Here is a 22,967-nt window from a genome sequence, read left to right on the forward strand (position 1 = left end):
GCCATGAGCGCATCGCGACGCGGCGGGCCGCACAGCCCACAGGCGTTGGGCTCGTTGGTGGAGCGCATCGCCGCGCCATTGCTGGAGCGGCCCACCGCGCGGGCGCATATTCTGTGGCGTCACTGGCATCGCGCCATTACGCCTCACATCGCCCGCCACACCGAGCCGGTGCGCCTCTCCGATGGGGTGCTCACGGTGCGCGTGGACTCGCCCAGTTGGCTGCAGGAGCTCACCTTCCTTAAGCCCGACATCATCGCCCGCTTGAACGACGCCATGCCGGATGCCCGGGTGCGTGATATTCGCTTTACCCAAGGGACGTTAAAGCGTCGCCAACTGGCTGGGCGCGAGACCCCGTTCAAACAGCCGCTGCCCCCCGCCACCGCCGCCGAGCGCGAGGCGGTGGAGCAGATTGTGGCCAAGCTCCCCGCCGGGCGTTTGCGCACCGTTCTGAGCCGACTTTTTCTCAAGCACATGCAGCGTCAGCGGCGTCCTGAACTCCCCGCGAAAAAAAAATAGAATCCCACGTTATCCGGCGTCCGGATTAGAGAATTTCCCCTGCGTTTATGATCATTTGCACATTCTTGTCGGCAGAAAACTCCACCTGCAGCCAGCGTGGCGCGGGATCTTTTTGCCCCCCGCCCTGCAAAGGGGTGAGGAGGCGGGCGCCGAGTCCGACCTGCTGCAGCCGATCCAGCAACTCCGCGCGGCGCTCCCAGCGTATGATGATGCAGCCGGCGCCATCGGCTTTGAGCAGCGTACGGGCGGCGGCGAGGAAGTCGCCCAGGTCGCCATGGAGTTCGCGCCGCGCCGCATCCCGCGTTGGGTCGGCACAGGGGCGCGCCGCCTGGGCGGCGAAGTAGGGGGGGTTGAGCAACACGCCATCGTATGCGCCAGGAGTCATCTCCGGCGGCAAGCGGCGCACGTCGCCGGACACAATGCGCAGGCGCGGCGCAAGAGCCGCTGCCTGGACGCGTTGCCGCGCCAGCGCCGCCAACGCCGATTGGATCTCCAGCGCGTCGATGTGCGCCCGGGGCAGCTGCTGCGCCAGCGCCAGACTCAGATCTCCGGCGCCGCAGCCCAACTCCGCCAGAACCGGCGCGTCGGCCTCAGCCCAGCGCGCCGCGCCCCACGCCGCCAGCCGCAGCGCCTCGGCGGTCCCCACCACCGCCCGATGCGTCATCTCTTCAAGCCTGTAAAAACAGCGTTCGCGGACCCCTGACAAACGTCGCGCAACACCGTAAGGTGAACGTTTAAGAGAGCCCTGACCCTCTTGTATGGAAGTCTTCCCATGTCCCTACCCGAACTCCCCATCATGTTGCAGGCGGCCCGTGAGTGCGGTCTGCTGGCGATGAAATATTTTCGTCACGGCGAAACCGTCGCTGCTGACGCCAATGTGCAGCACAAGGGCGCCGATGATCCTCTGACCCAGGCCGACCTGGAGATCGATCGCCATCTACACGAAGTCCTGCTCTCGGCGCGGCCCGATTATGGCTGGCTCTCCGAGGAGACCGTGGACGATCCGGCGCGCATGCAGCGGCGGCGCATCTGGGTGGTGGATCCCATCGACGGCACCAAGGAGTTTATCCAGGGTCTGCCCCAATTCGCCATCTCCATCGGTCTGGTGGAGGATGGCAAGCCCATCGCCGGGGTGGTCTACAACCCCGCCGCCGAGGAGATGTTCAGCGCCTCCATCCACGATGCGCCGCTGCTCAATGGTCAACCCATGGCCTGTTCGGCGCGCGCGGAGCTGGTGGGCGCCAGCTGTCTGGCCAGCCGCTCGGAGACCAAGCGTGGCGAGTGGGACGGCTTCAAAGATGAGTTCCGACTGGAGTTGATGGGCTCCATCGCTTATAAACTGGCGCTGGTGGCGTGCGGACGCAACGACATCACCTTCACCCTCACCCCCAAGAGCGAGTGGGATATCTGCGCCGGGGTGGCGCTGGTGCAGGCGGCGGGCGGCAGCGTGACGCGTAAGGATGGCTCGGAGTTCATCTTCAATGAGCCTGACCCGCGCACCCGCTCGGTGCTGGCGGCGCCCAATCAACTGCACACGCCGCTGTTGCAGCGACTGGTGGATACGCCGCTGTCGCCGGATCGGCGCGGCGGCACGCCGCCACCGCGGTGATTCTGGATTCTCTTGAGTAAAGACCTCTGTTGGAGAGCGCGCAATGACGCAACGTTATGACGTCTATGGTCTGGGCCACGCCCTGGTGGACATGGTCTATGAAGTGGAGGATGAGTTCCTCAAAGCCATCGGCGTGGAGAAGGGCCGCATGGAGCTGGTGGACGCCGAGCAGCAGCAGGGGTTGCGCGAGCAACTGGCCATGCGCTCGGCGCTGCGCGCTTGCGGCGGTTCGGCGGCCAATTCGCTCATCGCGGTGGCCCAGTATGGCGGTAAAGCGTGGCACGCCTGCCGCGTGGCGGGAGATGAGACCGGCCAGTTCTACGCCGCCGATATGCGCGAGAATGGCGTGATCAATCGCGTGGAGAGCGGCGCGCCGGGCGTGAGCGGACAATGTCTGGTGTTCATCACCCCCGACGCCGAGCGCACCATGTGCACCTTCCTGGGCGAGTCGGCCAACTTCTCCTCCGCCGACCTGGACGAAGCCGAGTTGGCCGCCGCCCAGTATGTCTATGTGGAGGGCTATCTGGTCACCGGCCCCGACGCCCTGCAAGCCGCTCTGGACGCCCTGGCCATGGCGCGCAAGCACGGGGTGAAGAGCGCTTTTACCTTCTCCGACGCCAATATCGTCAAGTTCTTCCGCGAGGCGTTTGGCAAGTTGCTGGATCCGGCCCCGGTGGATCTGATCTTCGCCAATGAGGACGAAGCCAAGGAGTTCGCCGAAACCGACGATATCGAAGCGGCCAAAGCGGCGCTGAAACAGCACTGCCGCGCCTTCGCCGTGACCCGCGGCGCCGATGGCGTCGATCTGTGGGATGGCGAGAACGATCTGCATGTGCCCGGCAAACCGGCCAAGGCCATCGACACCAATGGCGCGGGGGATCTGTTCGCCGGGTCGTTCCTGTACGGGATCACCCAGGGGTGGGATTTCGCACGCGCCGCGCGGTTGGCCAACGCCGCCTGCGCCGAGCTGGTGACCCAATACGGCGCGCGCTTGAGCGCCGAGCAGGCGCAGCGCATCCTCGCCGCCCAAGGCAAAGGGTAAGCGACGCCGTGGACGCCCGCGCGGTTATTCGGGGGGTTTATCCCATCATCGACGCCGGCTGGATCGCCCGCAGCGGCTTTGATGCCGATCCTCGTGAGGTCGCGGCGCAGATGGCGGCGCTGGGCGTCAGCGTGACGCAACTGCGCGGCAAGGGGGATGGCGGCGATTTCCACCGCTTCGCGCAGCCGTGGATGGCCGCCTTGCGCGCGGCGGCGCCGGGTATTCGCGTCATCGTCAATGACCGCGTGGACATCGCTTTGGCTCTGCAGGCGGATGGGGTCCACGTGGGGCAGAGCGATCTGCCGGTAGCGGTGGCGCGCCAATTGATGGGGCCGGGCAAACTGGTGGGAACCTCCACCCACACTCCTGAGGAGATTGCCGCCGCCCAGGCCGATGGCGTGGACTCCGCCGGGTTTGGACCGATCTACGCCCCCGGGGCCAAAGACGACCCCTATCCGGTCAATCAAGGGTTGCACAAATTGCGTGACGCCGTGACGCTGGCTGGGGATCTGCCGCTCACCGCCATTGGCGGTATCACGCTGCAAACGTTACCGGATATCGCCGCTACCGGCGTGGCGTCGGCGGCCATGATCAGCGATCTGTGGCGTGACGACTGGGCCGGGCGTCTGGCCCAGGCGACGCGGTTGTGGGCGCAGGCTTGAAACTCCAGACGATGGCGCATGAGGGGCGGGGATGATCCATCAGCGGTTTAAAAATCTTTATCAAATGCTCCTAATGCCGCTCTCCCAGGCGCTGATGCCGGTGTTCCGCTGGCGGGTGCGCAGCGCTTATGCCAATCGACGCGGCCTGCAGCTCGGGTGTGGGCCGAAGTATCTGGAAGATTTTATTAATTTTGATATCAATTTCCAGCACAGAACCGACTTTGTGATGGATCTGCGCGCCGGACTGCCGGTGCCCGATTGCTCGGTGGAGGTGGTCTACTCCAGCCACATGCTGGAACATCTCTATGTGGATGAAGCGATCACGTTGCTCAAACAGGTGCGGCGGACGCTCAAACCGGGCGGCTACATGCGTTTGACCTTGCCCGATTTCAATCATGCGTTGAAGGTGGCGCGTGGGGAGATTGGCTGTGACTATCCACGGCGCTTCGGAACGCCCATCGGACAGGCCATCAACTATCTGTTCTGCGACGGGCAGCACAAGTATGCCTACGATTTCGACATGTTGCAGGAAATAGCCGTTCAGGCCGGGTTTTCGCGCATTGAGCGGGCCGAACTCAATTCTGATCCGCAAGTGCCAGGGCTCAATGAGACGCCGGATAGTTTTAGCGCGCGTCTCTATCCGTAAGGCGATTGCGCCCGCCCCCCATTGAGCCAATCCGCGCGCGCCTCTATAGTGGGCGGGATTGTGCCCTCTTTTTGTCAGTAGGAGCCCCGCCAGCCCATGAGCGCCGCGCGTGACGCCATCCTCAGCCAAATCCCCGTGGTGATCCTCTGCGGCGGCTCCGGCGTGCGCCTGCGTCCCCTCACCGACACCGCCCCCAAAGGGATGGTGCCGGTGCATGGTCGGCCCATGCTGGACCATGTGGTGGACTTCTATCGCGACCACGGCGCCCGCGACATCACTCTGTGCACTGGCTATCGCGGCGATGTGATCCGCGATCACTACGCTATGCCGCCTGAGGGGATTACGCTGAATTTCTCCGATGCGGGCGAATCCGCCAGCATGCTGCAACGGCTGTGGGCGGCGCGGGATCACGCTGGGGAGACCTCCCTGGTGGCCTACTGCGACACCATGATCGATCTGGATATTGGCGCGTTGTTGGCCAGCCATCGCGACTCAAGCCGCGCCGCCACCATCGTCACCGCCGCCATTCGCAACCCCTTCGGCGTGGTGGACTTTGCCGATGACACGGTGGGCGATGGCCACGCCGGACCCGTCTCGGGGTTTCGCGAAAAGCCCACTTTCCACTACTATATCGGCTGTTTCCTGTTCCAACGCCGGGCGTTGGAGTTGATCACCCCCGAGTTGCTGGCGCTGCCCGACGGCGAAGGGTTGGTGGGATGGCTGCGCGCCCTCATCGATGCCGGGCAACTGCACGGCTTCCGTCATGACGGCTTGCAGATCACCTTCAACACCGTCTCCGAACATCGCGAGGCGGAACAGGCGCTGGCCCGTTACTACACCTACGCGGAGTCCTCATGAGTCGTCTTGCCAACAAGCGCATTCTGGTCACCGGCGGCGCCGGATTCATCGGCTCCCATCTGACCCGGCAACTGGTCAACCTCGGCGCCGAAGTGGCGGTGACGGTGAAGTACAACAGCGTCATCGATAACGCCCGCATCGTCGATCTGTGGGATAAGGTCCACGTCATCGAGGCCGACCTGCGCAATCTGGACAGCCTCAAGCAGATCGCCGACTACAAGCCGCAGATCGTGTTCCATCTGGCGGCGTATAATCACGTCGGCGACAGCTTTCTGCACATCAACGAGGCGCTGGACGCCAATATCAAGGGCACCGCCAATGTGATGCAGACCTGGGAGGGGTATGAGCGCTTCGTCTACATCGCCACCTCCGAGGTGTATGGCTACCAGACCGGCTTCCCCTTCACCGAAACCATGACGCCCAACCCCATCTCGCCCTATTCGGTGGGCAAGTATGGCGGCGAGCAGTACGCCCGGCTGTTCATGGAACAGCGCGGCATGCCCATCGTGATCCTGCGTCCGTTCAACGCCTTCGGCCCCTATCAGAGCGCGCGGGCGGTGATCCCGGAGTTGATCCAGCTGTGTCTGGAGGGGCGTCCGGTAAAGACCACCCAGGGCAAGCAGACCCGCGAATTCAACTTCGTCACCAACCTCACCGAGGGCATGGCGCTGGCGGGGGAGGCCGATGGGGCCATCGGCCAGACCATCAACATCGGCTCCGGCGAAGAGATCGCCATTCGCGATCTGGTGAAGAAGATTCACGCCCTGACCGGCTCGTCGTCGGAGCTGCAGATTGGCGCGTTGCCGGATCGTCCCACCGAGATCTGGCGCATGGCGGCGGACAATCGCCGCGCCAAGGAGATTCTGGGTTGGGAGCCGCAGGTGGACTTCGAAACCGGTCTGCTGCGCACCATTGAGTGGTTCCAGGCGTTTGTGCACGCCTATCGCAACACGGATTCCGAATTGTGGAAGCTGGCGACGTGGCGTTAAGCCGTCCCCGCGCCGAAGCAAAAATGTGTGCGGGAAAGAGTCTGTGGGCGAGAAATCGCCAGAGGCGATTTCTCGGGGATTCTTAAGGGTCTGTGACCCTTAAGCGGGGTTTGGGGCGGCGCCCCAAGGTGTGAGGGGAGTTTGAGGGCGCAGCCCTCAATATCTTTCATTTTCCAACGAAGTGATTTCAGAGCCCCAATAAAGAGATACCATTATGCGCATCCTCGTCACTTTGAAGCCGGAACGTTACGAACAGCCGCGCCATAGCTGCGGGGTGCTGGCGGAGATCGACTGGGCGCGCAAAGAGGTGATTCGCGAGCTGCGCATTCCCACCGCCTCATTCCGCAGCGACAGCGCCTTCATGGCGCCGCTAATCAATGGCGTGACCCACATCGGCAACCGCGTTTTCGTGGCCATGTGGAACTTTATCGCCGAGATCGATTACGAAAAGTTCGCCGTAGTGGACGCCTTTTCGCACCCGAACATGGCCGATCTGCATGGCATGAGCACCGATGGCAAGCGCCTGTTTGTGGCTTCGACTTCGTTGGATGCAGTGCTGTGCTTTGATGCCGAAAGCTTTGAGTTGATCTGGCGCTGGGGGCCGGATGTGCCGTTGCTGGCGGGACACAAACCCGCTTCGCAACGCGCCTTCTATGAGAGCATTCCGCTGTTTGGGGATCGTCTGGCCGAGCGTCCGCTGACCTTTGTGGAGGGGGAGCATCGGGCGCTGCACAAGAGCCGTTCCGGCTTCCGGCGGCACCATCTGAACGATGTGGTGTGGAACCCGGCGGATGGCCAGCTCTATGTGACCACCAGCCACTGGTTCGAGGAGTTGGGCGGGGCGGTGATCCGTCTTAATCCGGAGACGCTGGAGGCGGAGTTTGTGGCGCCGCCGGACAGCTTCCTGGGCACCCATGACGTACAGTTTGTGGACGACCGCATCGTGGTGACCGAATCCCGCGGCGACTCGGCGGGCTGGGTCACCGGAGCGGGGGAGGTGGTGCATCAGCCGTTGGGCCAGATGCCCGCGTTTGTACGCGGTCTGCACTGGACCGGCGAGAGCTTCCTGACCGGCTTTACCCGTCTGCGCGAATCCAGCGATCCCAGTTGGATCGTCGAGTTTGATCGGGATTTTGAGCGCGAAATCTCGCGCATGGACATCAGCGGTTTCTTCCCCACTGAGCAGGGCTGCGCCATCCACGCCATCGCCCCGGCGCCGAAGTCGGCGTAATTCGTCGTTCCAATACTTTCGCCAAGCGAAGTCAGAACTGCAAGAACAGCCAATGTTTGCATGACGTTGGTTGAGCTAGCGCTGACTATTTGGCCGCCGACTGGTCGGCGGCGGGGTCTGGGGGCCGCGCCCCCAGCGGGGTGTAATGGAATGGTCCGCTCCGCTACCCAAACGGCCTCGCAATGGGCCAAGATGGTGGTGTGTTTTTCCATCTAAACGGAGTCGGAGCGGACCATGAGCAATCATATCGAAAACGGACAGGTACGGGTACTGGGTATTGATCTGGGCAAGAGCGTGTTTCAGTTGCATGGCGTGGATGCGCGCGGCAAAAGCGTTCTCAAGAAGCGACTGAAACGAGACGAGCTCCTGGAGTACATGGCGCAACTGCCGCCGTGCCTGGTGGGGATGGAAGCCAGTAGCGGCGCCCACCATTGGGCGCGGAAATTTCAGGGATATGGGCATGATGTGCGTTTGATGGCGCCGCAATATGTGAAGCCCTACGTGAAGCGGCACAAGAACGACAGCGTGGACGCTGAGGCGATATGTGAAGCGGTACAGCGTCCGAATATGCGTTTTGTGGGGATCAAAAGCGTTGCCCAGCAAGAAATTCTAGCGTTGCATCGGGTGCGCAGTCTGGCGGTGAAGAACCGCACGGCGTTGGTGAACCAGATTCGCGGACTGCTTGCCGAGTATGGGATTGTCTTTCCCAAGAGCATCAAACAGGCGCGGCGGGCGATTGTGCTGATTTTGAGTGATGAGAGCTCGGAAATGAGCGCCAATTTTCGCGTAATTCTGGAGGATGAGCGCGATGAGCTGGCGCATTTGGATGAGCGCATCGGCAAATATGAGCGTGAGATTGAGGCGCTGGCCAAGGCGGAGCCGCAGTGTCGATTGCTGATGACGATCCCGGGAGTGGGACCGATCACGGCGACGGCGCTGTTGGCGTCGGTGGGGGATGTGCGGGCGTTTAAGAATGGCCGGGAGCTGTCGGCATGGATAGGGTTGGTTCCGAATCAGCACTCCACAGGGGGCAAGGCGTGGCTGACGGGGATCAGCAAGCGGGGAAACGGTTATCTTCGCACCCTGTTGATTCATGGGGCGCGGGCGGCTTTGCGCGTGTGTGAAAACAAGCCGGATCGCCGCAGCCAGTGGGCAGTGTCGGTGTCGGAACGTCGCGGCGCAAATAGAGCAGTGGTGGCGCTGGCCAACCGCATGGCGCGCAGCGCGTGGGCGATGCTGGTGAAGCAGGAGGCCTATGGGGCCAGCGCCGCTGTGTAGAGAGAGCGCAATACAACTCTAAAAGAAAAACAGGCCGATAAGGAAAGAGAAAGAGATCCCACCAGCCAGGTTGCGAGAGAGAGTCGAGATTGATGGCGTGAAACGGCATAGCCCTGCGTGGTCAAGAACCTGTTTCGCCCAAGGGCCCATAGAGGCCGAGGGTGTGTTGAGGAGGGCCACGCGCAAATTCCATCAGGGCCAGAGGGCGACAAGCCCCTCATCAACAGGCCGGATACATGGGCGCGACTAAGCCTCACACATCAGTGGACATTTTCTCTTGCCGTGGCGGAGCGGACCATACATGGACATTTTCTCTTGCCGTGGCGGAGCGGACCATACATGGGGCGGCGCCCCACGGTTTGGTCTTTGGGAGCTCGAGGGCGTAGCCCTCGATATCTTTCAGCGCCCATATGTGCACTTTTGAATGCTAGCGACTATATCTTTCATCTTCAAAATCACCACTGCCCAATTTTGAATTCAGCTAAGTTTCGCGTTACCCCATCACGCCAATTTGTCGTCGGCCACCCAGTACTTGGGATCCTTGTCCAGGTTGACCTCCACCAGATCCCCCGCCTTGTTCAGCAGGTTGCGGCACTCCTGGCTGAGGTGTCGCAATTTCAACTCCTTGCCCGCCTGAATATAACGCGAAGCCACGGTGTCGATGGCCTCAATCGCGCTGTGGTCCATCACCCGTGAGCCGTAGAAGTCGATCACCACGCGCTCGGGGTCGTTATCCGGTTTGAAGTGGTCCAGAAAACGCCCGGTGGAGGCGAAGAACAGCGGCCCATCCAGTTCGTAGACCTTGGTTCCGGTATCGTCCACATAGGCATGAGCGCGCACCTGACGGGCGTGCTCCCAGGCAAACGCCAACGCCGAGACGATCACCCCGCACACCACCGCAATGGCCAGGTCCGTGGCCACCGTCATGCCGCTCACCAGCACCAGCACAAAAGCGTCGGCGCGGGGAATCTTACTCAGAATGCGAAAGCTCGACCACTCAAAGGTGCCGATCACCACCATGAACATCACCCCGGTCAGAGCGGCGATGGGGATCATCTCGATGAGCGACGAGGCGAACAGAATGAACATCAGCACCATGAACCCGGCGGTGATGCCGGAGAGGCGACCGCGTCCGCCGGATTTGACGTTGATCATGCTCTGACCCACCATGGCGCAGCCGCCCATGCCGCCGAAGAAGCCGGTGACGATGTTGGCGCTTCCCTGGCCCACGCACTCGCGGTTGCCGCGTCCACGGGTTTGGGTCAATTCGTCGATGAGGCTCATGGTGAGCAGGGATTCGATCAAGCCGATGGCGGCCAGAATCACCGCATAGGGGGTGATAATGGTGAACGTCTCCCAGTTCAGTGGAACCGACGGGATGTGGAACGCAGGCAGGCCGCCGGCGATGGAGGCCATATCGCCCACGGTGCGGCTCTGCACCCCCAGGGCGATCACCAGCACCGAGACCAGCAGAATCGCCGCCAGCGCCGAGGGGATCGCTTTGGTGAGTTTGGGCAGCCAGTGGATGATGGCCATGGTCAACGCCACCAGCGCCAGCATGATGTACAGTTGTTGTCCCGCCAGCCACTGGGAGCCGCCCGCGCCGTCACTGACCTGGAAGCTCTTGAGCTGGGCCAGGAAGATGACGATGGCCAAGCCATTGACGAAGCCCAGCATCACCGGGTGGGGCACCATACGGATGAATTTCCCCAACCGCAGCACTCCCACGGTGATCTGAATCAACCCCATCAGCACCACGGTGGCGAACAGATACTCGATGCCGTGCTCCAGCACCAGCGCCACCATCACCACCGCCAGGGCGCCGGTGGCGCCGCTGATCATGCCCGGGCGACCGCCCACCACGGCGGTGATGATGCTCACCATGAAGGCCGAATAGAGCCCCACCAGCGGCTCCACGCCGGCCACAAAGGCGAAGGCGACCGCTTCGGGGACCAGGGCCAGAGCCACGGTCAGGCCGCTGAGGAGGTCGTTTTTGGCATTGGCAGGGGCGGCGCTGACGTCCAGTCGGAAGATGGGACGAATGCGCTCCAGCAGTTGGGCAAACATGGGAAACCTCTTTATCGGGGGCACAACAGGAAAGCGGCAAGGCGGGCGAACCACAATAGAGCGCGGCAGTCTACCTGTTTAGACGCAGGATGAGAAGGGGATTGTCAGATTAAAATAGAGATTTTTGCAGGGAATGGTGGGGGTCGATTTCACAAATAACGTTATCTGGTGACGCTGGCGTAGCGATAGGGATGGCTGTTTATTATTTGATTTTAGTCTGTTGTGAATTCCATCTGGTCGGCGACAATCTTTCTGTGCTCAGAGTTGCGCGCAGCCTGCTACATGCGTTTCTTGTTGTTTGCGAAAAACCGCGCGCCTGCCGTGACGAGGGGCCTGCCAGTCGCGCGGAAATCCGGGCGATCGCGCCTATTGTGGAGCTGGCATCATTGTTTGAGCAGATCTTGGCAGAGTGATATTTTCTTTTATAGCCATAATTTTATGAGGAATTTGTTATGGTATCGGGTTGATGACGACGGATTTCACGCTTATGCAGGGTAGGGACATGGAAACCATTCTGCTGGTCGATGACGATCAGGACAATCTGACGCTGTTGCAAACCATTCTGCGCAAAGCCGGGTATGAGATTGTTGTGGCGCAGGATGGCGCCTCCGGCATCGAGCAGGCCAAACAGAGCGATCCCGACCTGATCCTGCTGGATGTGATGATGCCCCAGCTGGATGGATTTGAGGTGTGTCGACGCTTGAAAGCGGCGCCGGAGATCGCCTCCATTCCGGTGGTGTTCGTCACCGGCAAGGATGATGAAGCGGCGGTGGCCGAAGGCATGGCGGTGGGCGCCTTCCACTACGTGCCCAAGCCGTTCCATAGCGAGACCATCCTCGCCACGGTGGACTATGCGTTGGAGTATGGCCGCCTGCGTCGGCGCTACCACGACGAACTGAAGCGCACCCAGGACACCATTCAACTGATCGATCACTGCCAGTTCCGTTTCCGCAGCATCGCCCAGGCTGAAGGCGTCGCGGCGCTGCTGGCCAGCGTCTGTCCCGACCCTATGGGGGTGCTCAATGGACTGAGCGAGCTGCTCATCAATGCCGTGGAGCATGGCAATCTGGGCATTACCTATGACGAGAAAAAGCAGCTGCTGATCAGCCGGGGACTGGCGGATGAGATCGCCCGGCGCATGACCCTGCCGGAGTACTCCAAGCGTGATGTGGTGGTGACGTTTGCACGGGAGCCTGACTTGCTGCGCATTGAAATCATGGATGAAGGGGAGGGGTTTGCGTGGGAGCGCTACCTCCAGTTTGAGCCCAGTCGGGGCTTCGATCCCAATGGTCGCGGCATCGCCATGGCCGCCGCCGGGGGCTTGACGCGCATCGCCTACCAGGGTCGGGGCAATCATGTCATCGCCGAAGTGAGCCTCTCTGCAGCGCCCTAAGCACACCCCTCTGCGCTCCCCGTGTTCTGCATGGCGCATTACGCGGGCGTCGCGTGATATAATGACGCTCTTAGGCGCCGTTTGGCGCTCTGCTGCATCCACCTCTTGGAGTCCCCATGCTGCCACTCGCCAACACCTTGCCTGATGGCCAGCGGCGTCGCTATGAACCCCGCGCGATCATCAGCGATCCGTCATCCCGTGACGATCTGGTGTTCATGCTGCAGAGCGGGCGCGCGCGCATCTACCTGCTGGGCGTCAGCCGCGAACAGACCTTGGGTGAACTCAAGCCGGGGGGCATTTTCGTCACCCATGCGCCGGTGTGGGTGGAGGCGTTGGAGACCACCGAGATCCTCGCTTGGCCCATGGCGCAACTGCGCGCTCTCATCGTCGCCCAGCCCGACATCGCCATGGCGGCGTTGCGTGAGGTGGGCAAACTGCTGCAAAGCAGCATCGACTGCATCGAAGGGCTGGCGTTCCACTCGGTAGAGGGGCGGTTGGCGCGCTTTCTGTTGGCCGAATCCAGCCGTCAGGGTGGGCGCGTTATCGCCGTCGCCGACACCATGGAGATGCTGGCCACCCGGCTGGGGGCCTCCCGCCAAACCCTCTCCACCTTGCTTAATCAACTGGTTAAGGATGGGATTATCGCCCGCCCCGAGCGCCAGCGTTTGGAAATCCTCGACCCTGACGCTCTGGCGAAAAAAGGCGATCTTTTGTCAGATGGCTGACAGACGGAGCCATTTCTCTCCGCTATACTGCTGCGCGGCTTGCCCGGATATGGTGCGAAACTCTTCGAGCATCGCGTAGAGATTTTCGCCATATCCGCGCCGTATCATTGTGTGAAATTTTGTGCAGAAGGAGTCGCGCCGTGGCGCAGGACAAAGATCGCTATATCACCTTTACTGGCCTCGACTGTGAGGAGCGGGCCACCCGGTTCATGCAACGTCTCTATGAGATGGTGGAGGAAGAGGGCGAGGGCTCCAAATGGCGCGGTTACTTCGCGCAGAAGTTCGATGGCATGCGTAAAATGGGGCAGGACGATCTCTACTTCATCGGCTCGCAGATGAACGCCCTCTACGGCTTCCTCGAAAGCCGTGAAGATGAGGGAATGCAAAAGGTGTTGTGGGATATCGAGCAGGAGTGCTGCTAGGCAGGTGTGTTGTTTCGGCGATTCCGCTCAGACTTTTGGAAGATGAAAGATATCGAGGGCTTTGCCCTCGAGCTCCCGAAGATCAAGAGCCACACCGTGGGGCGCCGCCCCACACCCCGCTGGGGGCGCGGCCCCCAGACCCCGCCGCCGACTGGTCGGCGGCCAATAGTCAGCGCAAGCCGGGCCTACGTCACGCAAATATTGGTCGTTCAGTGCAGTTTTGGTTTAGCGTGACCCGATAGAGTCTGCGTAAACACGGTCCAGCCTATCCCACGCGAAATCATCCAGCAGCCGCGCCAGTCGCGGCTGCATGCGCTTTAAATTCAGCCGGTGACGAAAGCGCGATTTGGCCGAAAGTCCCGGCAGCATCGGCTGCTCGGGATCCAACTCCCACGGGTGGCAGTAGAACACCGCCGGGCGCCCGGTCTGGGCGTGATAATAACGTAACCCCCGCGCAAACACGCCATATGGCAGCAGCCGGAACCAGCCGCCGCCGCCCAACGCCCAACGCCGCCCCGCCCACTGCGCCACCGCCACCGGAATCTCCACCACGCCATCCGTTATGGGGTGATGAGGAATCCGCGCCGCATCGCCTGCGTCATAGAGATCGTGGCGGATCGGTTGCAGGCTGGAGCTGTAGCGGTGGCCGCTCTGCGCCAGGATGTTCCACGCCCACGGGGTGGTCTGTGGGTGCATGGACCAGGTGGAGGCGCGATAGCCGGTGATGGCCACGCCGCCAATCTCCTCCAGAACCCCTTTGGCGCGCGTCACGTCGTCACGGAACTCATCGGGGGTTTGGGTGATGACGCGGGTGTGGCGCATGCCGTGGCTGGCCAGTTCGTGACCCTGCTCCACAATGCGGCGAATCAGGTTTGGGTACCGCTGGGCGACCCAGCCCAGGGTGAAGAAGGTGGCGTGTATGTTTCGTTCGGCCAGCAGGGTGAGGATGCGTTCGGCGCCGATCTCCACGCGCTGTTCGTAGCGCGCCCAGTCGGCAAAGTCCACGCGATCCTCAAACGCACAGACCTGATACCAATCCTCTACATCCACGGTAAAGGCGTTGATTGGATGGGTATTTGGTGTGGACGTGTTCGCCATTTTCCATGACCTGCGAAGAGGCTAGGGGAGAGCGCAGACGTAAAGGTGGAAAATTGGGACATTTATGGCCCAATTTTTCGGGGTCTGGGGCCTGCGGCCCCAGCGGGGTGTGGGGCGGCGCCCCACGGTTTGGTTTTTGACCTTCGGGAGCTCGAGGGCGGAGCCCTCGATATCTTAAATCACCCATAACAGATTCCCCGGGGGGAACGAATTTATACCTCTTCGCCCCGCGCCCAGGATTTCAACACCGCAGCGATGCGCTGGGAGGCGGCGCCATCCCAGCCTTCGGGGATGCGCCCGGCCTTGCCGCCGCTGGTGAGGGTGTCGTCCAGCGCGGTGAGGATCTTCTGTGGATCGCTGCCCACCAGTTGATTGGCCCCTTCGCTGATGGTGATGGGGCGCTCAGTGTTCTCGCGCAGAGTCAGACAGGGGATGCCCAACGCGGTGGTCTCCTCCTGAATGCCGCCGGAGTCGCTCATCACCAGCTTGGCGCGGGACATCAAGCCCAACATCTCCAGATAGCCGATGGGCGGCAGCACCCAGATGGGGGCGTTCTCCAACAGATGCGACAGACCCGCCGCATCGATGCGGCCCCGGGTGCGCGGATGCGCCGGGAAGATCAGCGGAATGCGTTGCGATGCGGTGCGCAGGGTGGTGAGCAGACGCTCCAGCACCGCTGGATCATCCACATTGGAGGGGCGATGCAGCGTGACCAGGGCATAGCCCTTCTCCTGCAACGAGAATGGCGGCGGCTCGGAGAAGTGCTGCGTAATCTTCTCCAGTGTGGCGGCTTCCGGCAACAGGTGGCGCAGGGTGTCGATCATCACGTTGCCGACAAAGTGGACGCGCTTGCGGTCGACCCCCTCGCGGGCCAGATTCTCCTCGGCGCTGCGTTCGGTGGTGAACAGCAGATCGCTGATCTGGTCGGTGAGGACGCGATTGATCTCCTCGGGCATGGCGCGGTCGTTGCTGCGCAAGCCCGCCTCCACGTGGATCACCGGAATGCCCTTCTTCACCGCCACCAGGGCGCAAGCGATGGTGGAGTTGACGTCGCCCACCACCAGCAGCGCGCGCGGCTGCATTTGATCGAGCACCGGCTCCAGTTTGAGCATGATCTGCGCGGTCTGCTCGGCGTGGGTGCCGGAGCCCACGCCCAGGTCGATGTCGGGTTCGGGGATGCGAAGCTGTTCAAAGAAGGACGCCTTCATGGCGGCGTCGTAGTGCTGGCCGGTGTGCAGGAGTTTGACCGGCAGGCCATCATCGCCAGCGGCCAGGGCGGGCATCAGACGGGCGATCTTCATGAAATTGGGGCGCGCCCCAACGATGCAGAGAATAGGGGCCGTATCGTTCATCAGCTCGTTTCCGTTGGCTGTCTCGCGCGTTATGAGGTGACGCGGATTATGAGCGGAACAGCTTTTGCCAAAAGCTCTTTTTATGGTCCGGGTTGTCAGACTGACCGTAGCCGTAGCCGCCATAGGAGCCGTAGCCGCCATAGGAGCCGTAGCCGCCGTAACCGCCGTAGCCGTAGTAGGAGTAGCCGCTGCCGCTGCGCGAGCGGGTTTTGTTGAGGATCAGGCCGACGATGTCCAGATTCTCCAGATGCTGTAGGGCGTCCTTGACGGCGAACTGCGGCGTGTGTTCAGCCTCCACCACCATGACGATCTGCCCCATGTTGCGGGCCAGCTCTCGCGCTTCGGTGGTGACCAGCAGCGGCGGAGAGTCGAACACCACGATGCGGTCGGGATCACTGGCCAACTCCTGCAACAGCAGGCGCATGCTCTCGGAGGCGAGCAGCTCGGTGGCGTGATGGTGACGGCGCCCCGAGGGGAACAGCATTAGTTTGGGCACATTGGTTTTGATCAGGCACTCGGAGTAGTGATCCACCTTGCCCAGCAGATGATCGATCAGGCCGATTTTGGATTTGAACCCCAGGATGCGCGAGACGGAGGGTTTGGCCACGTCGCCATCCACCAGCACCACGGTGCTGTCCATCTCGGCGGCCAAGCTCATGGCCAGATTGATGGCGGTGAAGGTTTTGCCCTCCTTGGGGAAGGCGCTGGTGACCATGATCATATTGCCGTTGGGGACCCGCTTGGGGCCCTGGCCGGTGGCGTTGAGCAGTAGGGGACGCTTGATGATACGGAACTCTTCGGCCACCATGCCGCGGCCCACATCCGGGGTGAGAATCCCCTTGGCCTTGAGCTTTTCAAAGTCCAGCGCCACGCGCTTACGGATGGTCGATTCGTCAATCATGCGCGATTTCCGTTCGGTTTTGGCAACAGGCGGAGGCGTTCCGTTAGGGGGTCATGGACATAGCGCCGCCATACAGACCCAGCAGCACGATGAAGGCGAGGATGAACGCCAATGGCGAGGTGAAAAACGCCTTGCCGCCGCTCTCCTGCACCATGGAGACAGTGCCCAATACGGGCAGCCCCAACTCCTTCTTTAGCGCCGAGGGGCTGTCAAACACGGGCCGCATCACCGACAGGAACAGCCCCATGGCGATGCCCGCCAGCACGCCGCCGCCCAACACCACCGACAGGAACAGCGGGCGATTGGGGCCGGCGGGCTTGACTGGCAGGCGCGGCGCCGACTTGATCAGAATCCGCACCTTTTTCGACAGATCCTCAGCCACGTCGCCGGTGAACTGGGTTTCGCCCTGTTTGCTCATCAGCTCATTCAGGCGCAATTGCATGTCATCACGCGCCTTCTTCAAGCGCATGAACTCCGCCTCCAGACCGGGAATGGTGCCCTCGCTGGCGCGCATGCTGTCCACTTTTTCGGTGTATTCACGGTACAGCGCCACGGTGGAGCTGACCTGCGCCTCCAGGCGGCTGAGCTCGCGTTTAAGCTCCAGCACCGCCGGGTTACTGTTCAGGTCCATCTCGCCGCCTGAGGGGTGACGCGCCATTTCGCGCATGCGTTGTTTATTCTCAAGCGCCTGTTGGCGCAGAGTTTCCACTTGACCGCGCAGGGCGATGATATCGGGGTGCTCTTCGTTATAGAGGTAGCGCTTTTCACTCCCCAGCATGTAGTGCTGAGCCAGCAGCTGCGCGGCTTTGGCCTCCAGCCCAGCGATGCGTTGGGCGGTGACGGCGTCCAGATCGGAGCTGTTGGATTCCGCAGCGATGGGCTCGGGAGCGTTATCGCGCAACAACTCATCCAACTGCTTGGCGAGCGCTTGGCGTTGCTGTTCCAATTCGCGCAGTTTGATGCGGGTGTTCTCCGCTTTGGTCTGCATCTGCGACAGACGCGAGTAGTAGTCGCCCTGCTCGCCGGGGCGCACAGTGGGATGCTGGCGTTTGAAATCCTGTAGCGCCAGGTCCGCCATGGCCATTTTGTTCTTGTATTCGGTAACTTTCTCTTCGAAGAAGACCCGCGCCTTCTCCAAATGGCTGTTTCGCACCCCCTCCACTGAGTTTTCCATCAGGATCTTCAGCAGTGCGGAAACCACCTGTTGGGTGATCTCTGGCCGGGTATGACGGTGTGAGATGGTGTAGAGCGAACGGTTGCCGCCCACCGGGGCGACCACCAACTGGCTTTGCAGTTTGGAGATCACCTCTTCGAGGTCGTGCTGGTCATGCACCGAAAGGGAGAGGTCGGTCTCCTGCACCACCCGCGAGAGGGTCTCAGGACGGCGCAGGTTATTGAGGATGCGACGCGCTTCGGAGGTGACGTCAAAGCCCACCTTCATCATGTCGCGCAGGTGCTGGCGTAGGTCTTGTTGTGGATCTTCGATGACCACTTGGGCGCGGGCGATGTAGTGGTCTTTCATCATAAAGACCGCGCCCCAGCCGCCCACACAGACGAACCAAGCGACCACCACCATTTGCCAACGATGGCGCCACATGCCCCGCAGGTGGGTGAAGACCTGATAGTAGAGTTCGCGTATGCCGAATTCCTGCATCGCCTGCGCTTTTGTGACGGTTTTATTTCTGTTGCGTGAAGCGGCCTGTATCCCACCGCCAGCGCGCAACGACATATACTCCGCGCTTCTTGAAATTGGCGCGGTTGGACCCTATGCGTTCAGCAATTTTGCAAAAGCGGGCAAAAGATCAGTTGCGGATTCTATCCCGATTCCCGGGCGGAGTATACCCCTGGACAATCACCGGTTGGGATTGTCATCCGGCGGCCAGGGGGAATAGGCCTCCTGGGTCGGCGTTTTGGGGGTGATGGGCTGTTCGGCGCCGCGTCCAAACAGCACCACTTCCACGGAGTGGACAAGCACCAGTAAATCAAAGAAAAGTGTATGATTTTTTACATAATAGAGATCGTATTTCAGCTTCTCTTCGGCGTCTTGCACCGAGGATCCGTAGCCATATTTGATCTGCGCCCAACCGGTGATCCCCGGTTTGACTCGCAAGCGCTCTTTAAAATAGGGAATTTTTGACTGCAGCAGTTCGACGAACTCCGGGCGCTCCGGGCGTGGGCCCACAAGACTCATTTCGCCGCGCAACACATTGAAGAATTGCGGTAACTCGTCGATGCGGGTGTTGCGAATCACGCGCCCGACGCGGGTGACGCGGCTATCGTTGCGGCTGGCCCATTGGGGTCCGTCCTTTTCGGCGTCGGTGCGCATGCTGCGGAACTTCATCACATGGAAGATGCGTCCGCCAAAGCCCACCCGCGCCTGACGATAGAAGATCGGCCCGCGCCCGCCGCTTTCGATCAGCACCGCCAGCGCCGCCGCCACCATCACCGGCGACAGCACGATGATGCCGATGAGGCTGACGATGATGTCGAACGCCTTCTTCGCTGAGTCTTCTATCATGCTGCGGGTGACCCCTTCGGAGTTGAACACCCACCAGGCATTGCCCAGCACGTCCAGATTGATCATGCGCTGTTCGCGCTCGAAGAAGCTGGGCAGGTCGATGACGTTGATGCGATTGACCTTGCAGTCCAGCAGGGAGGAGGCGGCCAGATCCGGCAGATTGTTGTCGCAGGCGACGACGATTTCATGGATCGACTGCCGACGGCACCAACTAAGCAGGTCGCCGCCCTGGGCCACCACGCGCGAGGGGTGGGCGTGCTGCGCCTCGCCGGGGATGGGCCAAAATCCCACCACGCGGATATCGTTATGGGTTTCGGCGTTATCCAGCTGTTCCACCAAGCGCGCGCGTTCGCCGGCGCCATACACCAGAATGCGCCGTTTGAGCAGGGAGGCGTCGAGTAGGAACCGGTAGAACAGCCAGCGTCCGGTCAAGGTCAGCAGCAGCGCGGCGGCCAGCGCATAGCCAAATGCGCCGCGTCCGATGAACAGGTCCGGCAGCACATAGAACAGCACGCTGGCGGCCACCAGGCCGATGATAAAGGAGAGCCCCACGCTGAGCGCCTCGCCAGCCATGCCCTCGTCCATCAGGCGTTGATAGCGTCCGGTGGCGGTCATACTGATGAGCATGACGGCGGCAAAGAAGGCGGCGCGGGGCAGCAATAGGTCAGCGTGGGCGTCCTCCGGGCCGGGGGTTTCACCCAAAAAGCGGAGATTGACGCCAATATAGACCGAGCCGGTGAAGATCATCGCTTCGATGAACACCAACAGCAGCGACCAGCGCGAGATGTAGTGCTTGAAAATGCGGATCATGATTCCGGTCGTTCCACGCTGCGCGCGCTGTGAGCCACAATGCTCTTAACAGTATGCGCAGCATTGGTGCGCGCATTGGATTGTCGGCGCGCCGTTGCGGCGCTATGATTGAGCCAAATCGTCGGGAAATCAACCGCAATCCGTCTGTTCAGAGGCTGCATTGTTCATTCGTTTGACACCACTCTCCTCCGCCCTTGGCGCAAAGTCCAGGTCCCTCGCATGAAGAGCTCGTTTGCGCGCGCGCTGGCGCCCCTGCTTCTACTGGCTCTGGCGCTGCTGCTGTGGGGGCGCTATGACCAGGCGGGGTTTGTCACCCAGATCCTCTCGGATTCGCGGGGGTATCTGGGCTTCGATCAGCTCTCCTGGCGCGAGATCCTGGCGCATCCGCGCACCCCAGGTTATCCGTTCATTCTGGTGCTGGCGCAGATGACGCCGGGCGGGCTCGACTGGTTGCCGGGGATCCATTGGGGCATCCACACGGTTGCTTCGTTGCTGTTCTATTTCGCCCTGCGCGCCTGGGGCGCCACGCCGTTGCGCGGGTTGTTGATTACGGCCCCGCTGCTGATGGCCGATGAGATCCGTCTGTTCGGCGACGCCATGCTCACCGATGCGCCGGGACTCTCCTTCGCCCTCATCGCGGTGGCGTGCATGCTGCTGGCGGCGGCGTGCGGCGGCGCATGGTGGGTCGCGGCGGCGTTGACCACGCTGTTTGCCTGTCTGGTGCGTCCGGCCTATCTGTTTCTGCCGCCGCTTGGCATCGTCGTCGGCGCATTCTGGGGCTGGGCTGGGCAACGTTTTGACGTCGAGGAGATGCGTTATCGTCCCGGCTTTTGGGGGATGTTGTGGCGCATGACTCTGGCTATGGCGCTGCCGTTCCTGTTGTATATGACCCTGCGCGCGGTGACGGTGGGCCATTTTGGCCTGGTCTCCTATGGCGGAGGCGAGACCCTGGGCATTACCGCGTCACTGCTGGATGAGTCGATGGTCCCGCAGCTTTCGGAGGAGGTCCGGCCCCTGGCGCAAACGGTGCTGCGTGAACGCGCCGCGCGCAAAATGCCCAAGCCGGTGCGCGGCTGGGGGGCGTTTAACCCCTCGGCGGAGGTATATAACGACTATGTGCACCGCATCGGTTGGCCTGCGGCGCTGGCGCAGAGCGGCGACAGCCGGGTCAAGGCCAACGCGCTGTTGGCGAAGCTCTCTCATGAGATTATTGCGTTGCGCCCTGGCGACTACGCCCGTTGGGTGATTATGGGCTATGCGCGCGGCGTGGTGCGGGTGCTGCGCATCAGCCCCATGGTGCAGGTGATTCTGTTGCTGATTGTGGTCACAGCGTTAGCGCGATTGGCTGCGCCGCCGGTCTCCATGGCGTTAGCGGGTAACGGTGAACCCATGCCGCCGCCCGCGTGGGAGGCGCTCTCTTTGGGCGCGTTGGCGCTGGTCTTCTACGCCAGCGGCGCGCTGTTGGTGTGTCTGGTGGAGTTGCCCATTGAACGCTATCTCTACGCCGTCTCGGCGCTGCTGCCCAGCGCCGCCATGGCAACGCTTTTATGGTTGTTGCGACGCCCGGTTTCCCAGGAGATCGCGCCATGAGTGAGGCGTCCAAATATCACCCCACGGGCGAACGCGCCTGGCTGGCGCTGGCTCTGTTGCAAGCGGTGGGAGCCAATCTGCTGGCGGCCAAAAGTTTTGAGCCGATCACGCTGATTCTGGCGCTGCCTCACCTGGGCGTGACCTGGTTGTTATGGCTGGGTGGACGGGCGTTTGGCCTGCCCGGGTGGATCGCCGCCTGCGCCGCCGCGCCGGGGGCGTGGCTGCTGCTGCCCCATGCTGAGGACGCGTTGTCGCCGCTGGCGGTGGAGCTGGCCCAGGGCGCGGGGGCTATTGGTCTGCTGTGGCTGGGCATGGGCACGCGCCGTTGGGTGGGCTGGAGCATGGCCGCGGCGCTGGCGCTGTCGGCGGCGTACCATCACCCCTATTGGGGCTTTCTGCTGATCGCCCTGCCCATCATCGCTCTCACTGACGCTCAACGTCCGCAATGGTTGCGCACAGCCATGGCGCGTGGCGGCGCGGTATTGCTGCTGCTGGTTGCGCCGGTGGCGATGTTGGCTCTGCAGAGCGTCAATGCGCCGCACATCTGGTTGGGTTCCCACCCCAGCGGCGGACTGCGCTTGTTGGCGGTGGCTGCGCCGATTCTCGAAGAGGAGATGCTGCCCGCCATCACAGAGCAGATTCGTCCCATGGCGGCGGAGTTGATCAAGCGGCGTAAAGCAGAGGGGCTGGAGCGCCCCTTCTCCAATTTCAACTGGATCCGCTATGGCGTATGGCATAAGCAGATGGATAAGTCGCAACAGATGATCAATGACCTGCTGCTATTCAACAAAGACCAGGAGGCGGACCTCTACTACCGCAAGCTGGCGTGGCAGATCATCGCCCAGCGTCCGTTGGATTTTGCCCGTTGGCTGCTCTCGGCCCAGGCCGATGCGCTGATTACCCAAGTTGCGCGCAATGTCTGGGCTCAGGCCGCTGTTGTGTTGCTCTTGTTGGCGGGAATCCGGCGCTTGTGGCGTCCTGCGGTCGTCGACCCCGCCTGGCTGGGCGCGCGGCGCCTGGTCGCCAACGGGGTGTGGCTCTATCTGCTGGGGGTGTTCTGGGTCAGTTTGAATGGCGCGCCGGAGGTGTGGCTGGTGAACTGGCTGGCGGTGTTCCCCCTGGCCGGGCTTATTGCGCTGGGGTTGCTGGGGCTGCGTCCCGTTGCGGATGCTGGAGATTAGACCCTGGATAAGGATGTGTGAATATTTAAGATATCGAGGGCTGCGCCCTCGAGTTCCCAAAGATCAACGACCAAACCGT

At 61.9% G+C, this 22,967-nt stretch carries 22 protein-coding genes; 15 read left to right on the plus strand and 7 right to left on the minus strand.

Annotated elements, in window-relative coordinates; translation table 11 throughout:
- Positions 1–3: 3 nt before the first annotated feature.
- A complete protein-coding gene (locus MAIT1_RS02855) occupies positions 4–516 on the plus strand; it encodes a DciA family protein (protein WP_085440563.1) in 513 nt (170 codons plus the stop codon).
- A gap of 25 nt (positions 517–541) precedes the next feature.
- On the opposite strand, the gene MAIT1_RS02860 is transcribed toward MAIT1_RS02855, so the two are convergent.
- Positions 542–1,180, minus strand: a complete 639-nt coding sequence (locus tag MAIT1_RS02860) for a tRNA1(Val) (adenine(37)-N6)-methyltransferase (protein WP_085440564.1) — start codon at positions 1,178–1,180, stop codon at positions 542–544.
- A 108-nt stretch (positions 1,181–1,288) separates the two neighbouring features.
- On the opposite strand from MAIT1_RS02860, the gene MAIT1_RS02865 reads away from it, so the two are divergent.
- From MAIT1_RS02865 to MAIT1_RS02900, 8 genes are all read left to right on the plus strand, one after another.
- Positions 1,289–2,125 carry a 3'(2'),5'-bisphosphate nucleotidase CysQ gene (locus tag MAIT1_RS02865; protein ID WP_085440566.1) on the plus strand — a complete coding sequence of 279 codons (837 nt, stop codon included), beginning with the start codon at positions 1,289–1,291 and terminating at the stop codon, positions 2,123–2,125.
- Between the two features lie 43 nt (positions 2,126–2,168).
- The gene (locus MAIT1_RS02870; RefSeq protein WP_085440568.1) at positions 2,169–3,167 is read left to right on the plus strand and encodes an adenosine kinase; all 999 of its coding nucleotides are present in this window, start codon (positions 2,169–2,171) and stop codon (positions 3,165–3,167) included.
- Between the two features lie 8 nt (positions 3,168–3,175).
- On the plus strand, positions 3,176–3,829 hold the full coding sequence (locus MAIT1_RS02875) for a thiamine phosphate synthase (protein WP_085440569.1): 654 nt from the start codon (positions 3,176–3,178) through the stop codon (positions 3,827–3,829).
- Between the two features lie 31 nt (positions 3,830–3,860).
- Entirely contained in the window at positions 3,861–4,475 is a 615-nt protein-coding gene (locus MAIT1_RS02880) for a class I SAM-dependent methyltransferase (RefSeq protein ID WP_085440571.1), read from the plus strand.
- Between the two features lie 96 nt (positions 4,476–4,571).
- Complete coding sequence (locus MAIT1_RS02885) at positions 4,572–5,333, plus strand: nucleotidyltransferase family protein (protein WP_085440573.1); 762 nt, start codon at positions 4,572–4,574, stop codon at positions 5,331–5,333.
- Positions 5,330–6,322 (plus strand): NAD-dependent epimerase/dehydratase family protein, encoded by a 993-nt coding sequence (locus MAIT1_RS02890; RefSeq protein ID WP_085440575.1) that lies wholly within the window; start codon positions 5,330–5,332, stop codon positions 6,320–6,322. Before MAIT1_RS02885 ends, MAIT1_RS02890 begins: the two co-directional genes overlap by 4 nt.
- A gap of 214 nt (positions 6,323–6,536) precedes the next feature.
- Positions 6,537–7,553, plus strand: coding sequence for a YncE family protein (locus MAIT1_RS02895; protein ID WP_085440577.1), 1,017 nt, complete (start codon positions 6,537–6,539; stop codon positions 7,551–7,553).
- Positions 7,554–7,787: 234 nt separating this feature from the next.
- Positions 7,788–8,831: an IS110 family RNA-guided transposase gene (locus MAIT1_RS02900; RefSeq protein WP_085440579.1), complete on the plus strand. Its 1,044-nt coding sequence runs from the start codon at positions 7,788–7,790 to the stop codon at positions 8,829–8,831.
- 501 nt (positions 8,832–9,332) lie between these two features.
- On the opposite strand, the gene MAIT1_RS02905 is transcribed toward MAIT1_RS02900, so the two are convergent.
- Positions 9,333–10,865, minus strand: a complete 1,533-nt coding sequence (locus tag MAIT1_RS02905; RefSeq protein ID WP_085441209.1) for a SulP family inorganic anion transporter — start codon at positions 10,863–10,865, stop codon at positions 9,333–9,335.
- Positions 10,866–11,089: 224 nt separating this feature from the next.
- On the opposite strand from MAIT1_RS02905, the gene MAIT1_RS02910 reads away from it, so the two are divergent.
- The 4 genes from MAIT1_RS02910 (at position 11,090) to cowN (ending at position 13,438) form a co-directional block, all read left to right on the plus strand.
- Complete coding sequence (locus MAIT1_RS02910) at positions 11,090–11,311, plus strand: hypothetical protein (RefSeq protein WP_085440581.1); 222 nt, start codon at positions 11,090–11,092, stop codon at positions 11,309–11,311.
- Between the two features lie 89 nt (positions 11,312–11,400).
- Positions 11,401–12,291: an ATP-binding response regulator gene (locus MAIT1_RS02915; protein WP_158089273.1), complete on the plus strand. Its 891-nt coding sequence runs from the start codon at positions 11,401–11,403 to the stop codon at positions 12,289–12,291.
- A 116-nt stretch (positions 12,292–12,407) separates the two neighbouring features.
- Entirely contained in the window at positions 12,408–13,016 is a 609-nt protein-coding gene (locus MAIT1_RS02920; RefSeq protein ID WP_085440584.1) for a Crp/Fnr family transcriptional regulator, read from the plus strand.
- Between the two features lie 140 nt (positions 13,017–13,156).
- A complete protein-coding gene (gene cowN, locus MAIT1_RS02925; RefSeq protein WP_085440586.1) occupies positions 13,157–13,438 on the plus strand; it encodes a N(2)-fixation sustaining protein CowN in 282 nt (93 codons plus the stop codon).
- 225 nt (positions 13,439–13,663) lie between these two features.
- Here cowN and MAIT1_RS02930 read toward each other — a convergent pair whose 3' ends face one another.
- The 5 genes from MAIT1_RS02930 to MAIT1_RS02950 all read right to left on the minus strand — a co-directional run bounded on the left by MAIT1_RS02930 (position 13,664) and on the right by MAIT1_RS02950 (position 20,117).
- Positions 13,664–14,536: an XrtA system polysaccharide deacetylase gene (locus MAIT1_RS02930; RefSeq protein WP_085440588.1), complete on the minus strand. Its 873-nt coding sequence runs from the start codon at positions 14,534–14,536 to the stop codon at positions 13,664–13,666.
- 212 nt (positions 14,537–14,748) lie between these two features.
- The gene (wecB, locus tag MAIT1_RS02935) at positions 14,749–15,888 is read right to left on the minus strand and encodes a non-hydrolyzing UDP-N-acetylglucosamine 2-epimerase (protein ID WP_085440590.1); all 1,140 of its coding nucleotides are present in this window, start codon (positions 15,886–15,888) and stop codon (positions 14,749–14,751) included.
- Between the two features lie 46 nt (positions 15,889–15,934).
- The gene (locus MAIT1_RS02940) at positions 15,935–16,789 is read right to left on the minus strand and encodes an XrtA-associated tyrosine autokinase (RefSeq protein WP_085440592.1); all 855 of its coding nucleotides are present in this window, start codon (positions 16,787–16,789) and stop codon (positions 15,935–15,937) included.
- Positions 16,790–16,832: 43 nt separating this feature from the next.
- Complete coding sequence (locus MAIT1_RS02945) at positions 16,833–18,443, minus strand: XrtA system polysaccharide chain length determinant (protein ID WP_158089274.1); 1,611 nt, start codon at positions 18,441–18,443, stop codon at positions 16,833–16,835.
- A gap of 198 nt (positions 18,444–18,641) precedes the next feature.
- The gene (locus tag MAIT1_RS02950) at positions 18,642–20,117 is read right to left on the minus strand and encodes a TIGR03013 family XrtA/PEP-CTERM system glycosyltransferase (RefSeq protein ID WP_085440596.1); all 1,476 of its coding nucleotides are present in this window, start codon (positions 20,115–20,117) and stop codon (positions 18,642–18,644) included.
- A 219-nt stretch (positions 20,118–20,336) separates the two neighbouring features.
- Between MAIT1_RS02950 and MAIT1_RS02955 the strand changes: the two genes are divergently transcribed.
- Positions 20,337–21,707 (plus strand): hypothetical protein, encoded by a 1,371-nt coding sequence (locus MAIT1_RS02955; protein ID WP_085440598.1) that lies wholly within the window; start codon positions 20,337–20,339, stop codon positions 21,705–21,707.
- The gene (locus MAIT1_RS02960; RefSeq protein ID WP_085440599.1) at positions 21,704–22,888 is read left to right on the plus strand and encodes a hypothetical protein; all 1,185 of its coding nucleotides are present in this window, start codon (positions 21,704–21,706) and stop codon (positions 22,886–22,888) included. Before MAIT1_RS02955 ends, MAIT1_RS02960 begins: the two co-directional genes overlap by 4 nt.
- Positions 22,889–22,967: the final 79 nt, after the last annotated feature.

The sequence above is a fragment of the Magnetofaba australis IT-1 genome (genome assembly GCF_002109495.1).
GTDB classification, from domain to species: domain Bacteria; phylum Pseudomonadota; class Magnetococcia; order Magnetococcales; family Magnetococcaceae; genus Magnetofaba; species Magnetofaba australis.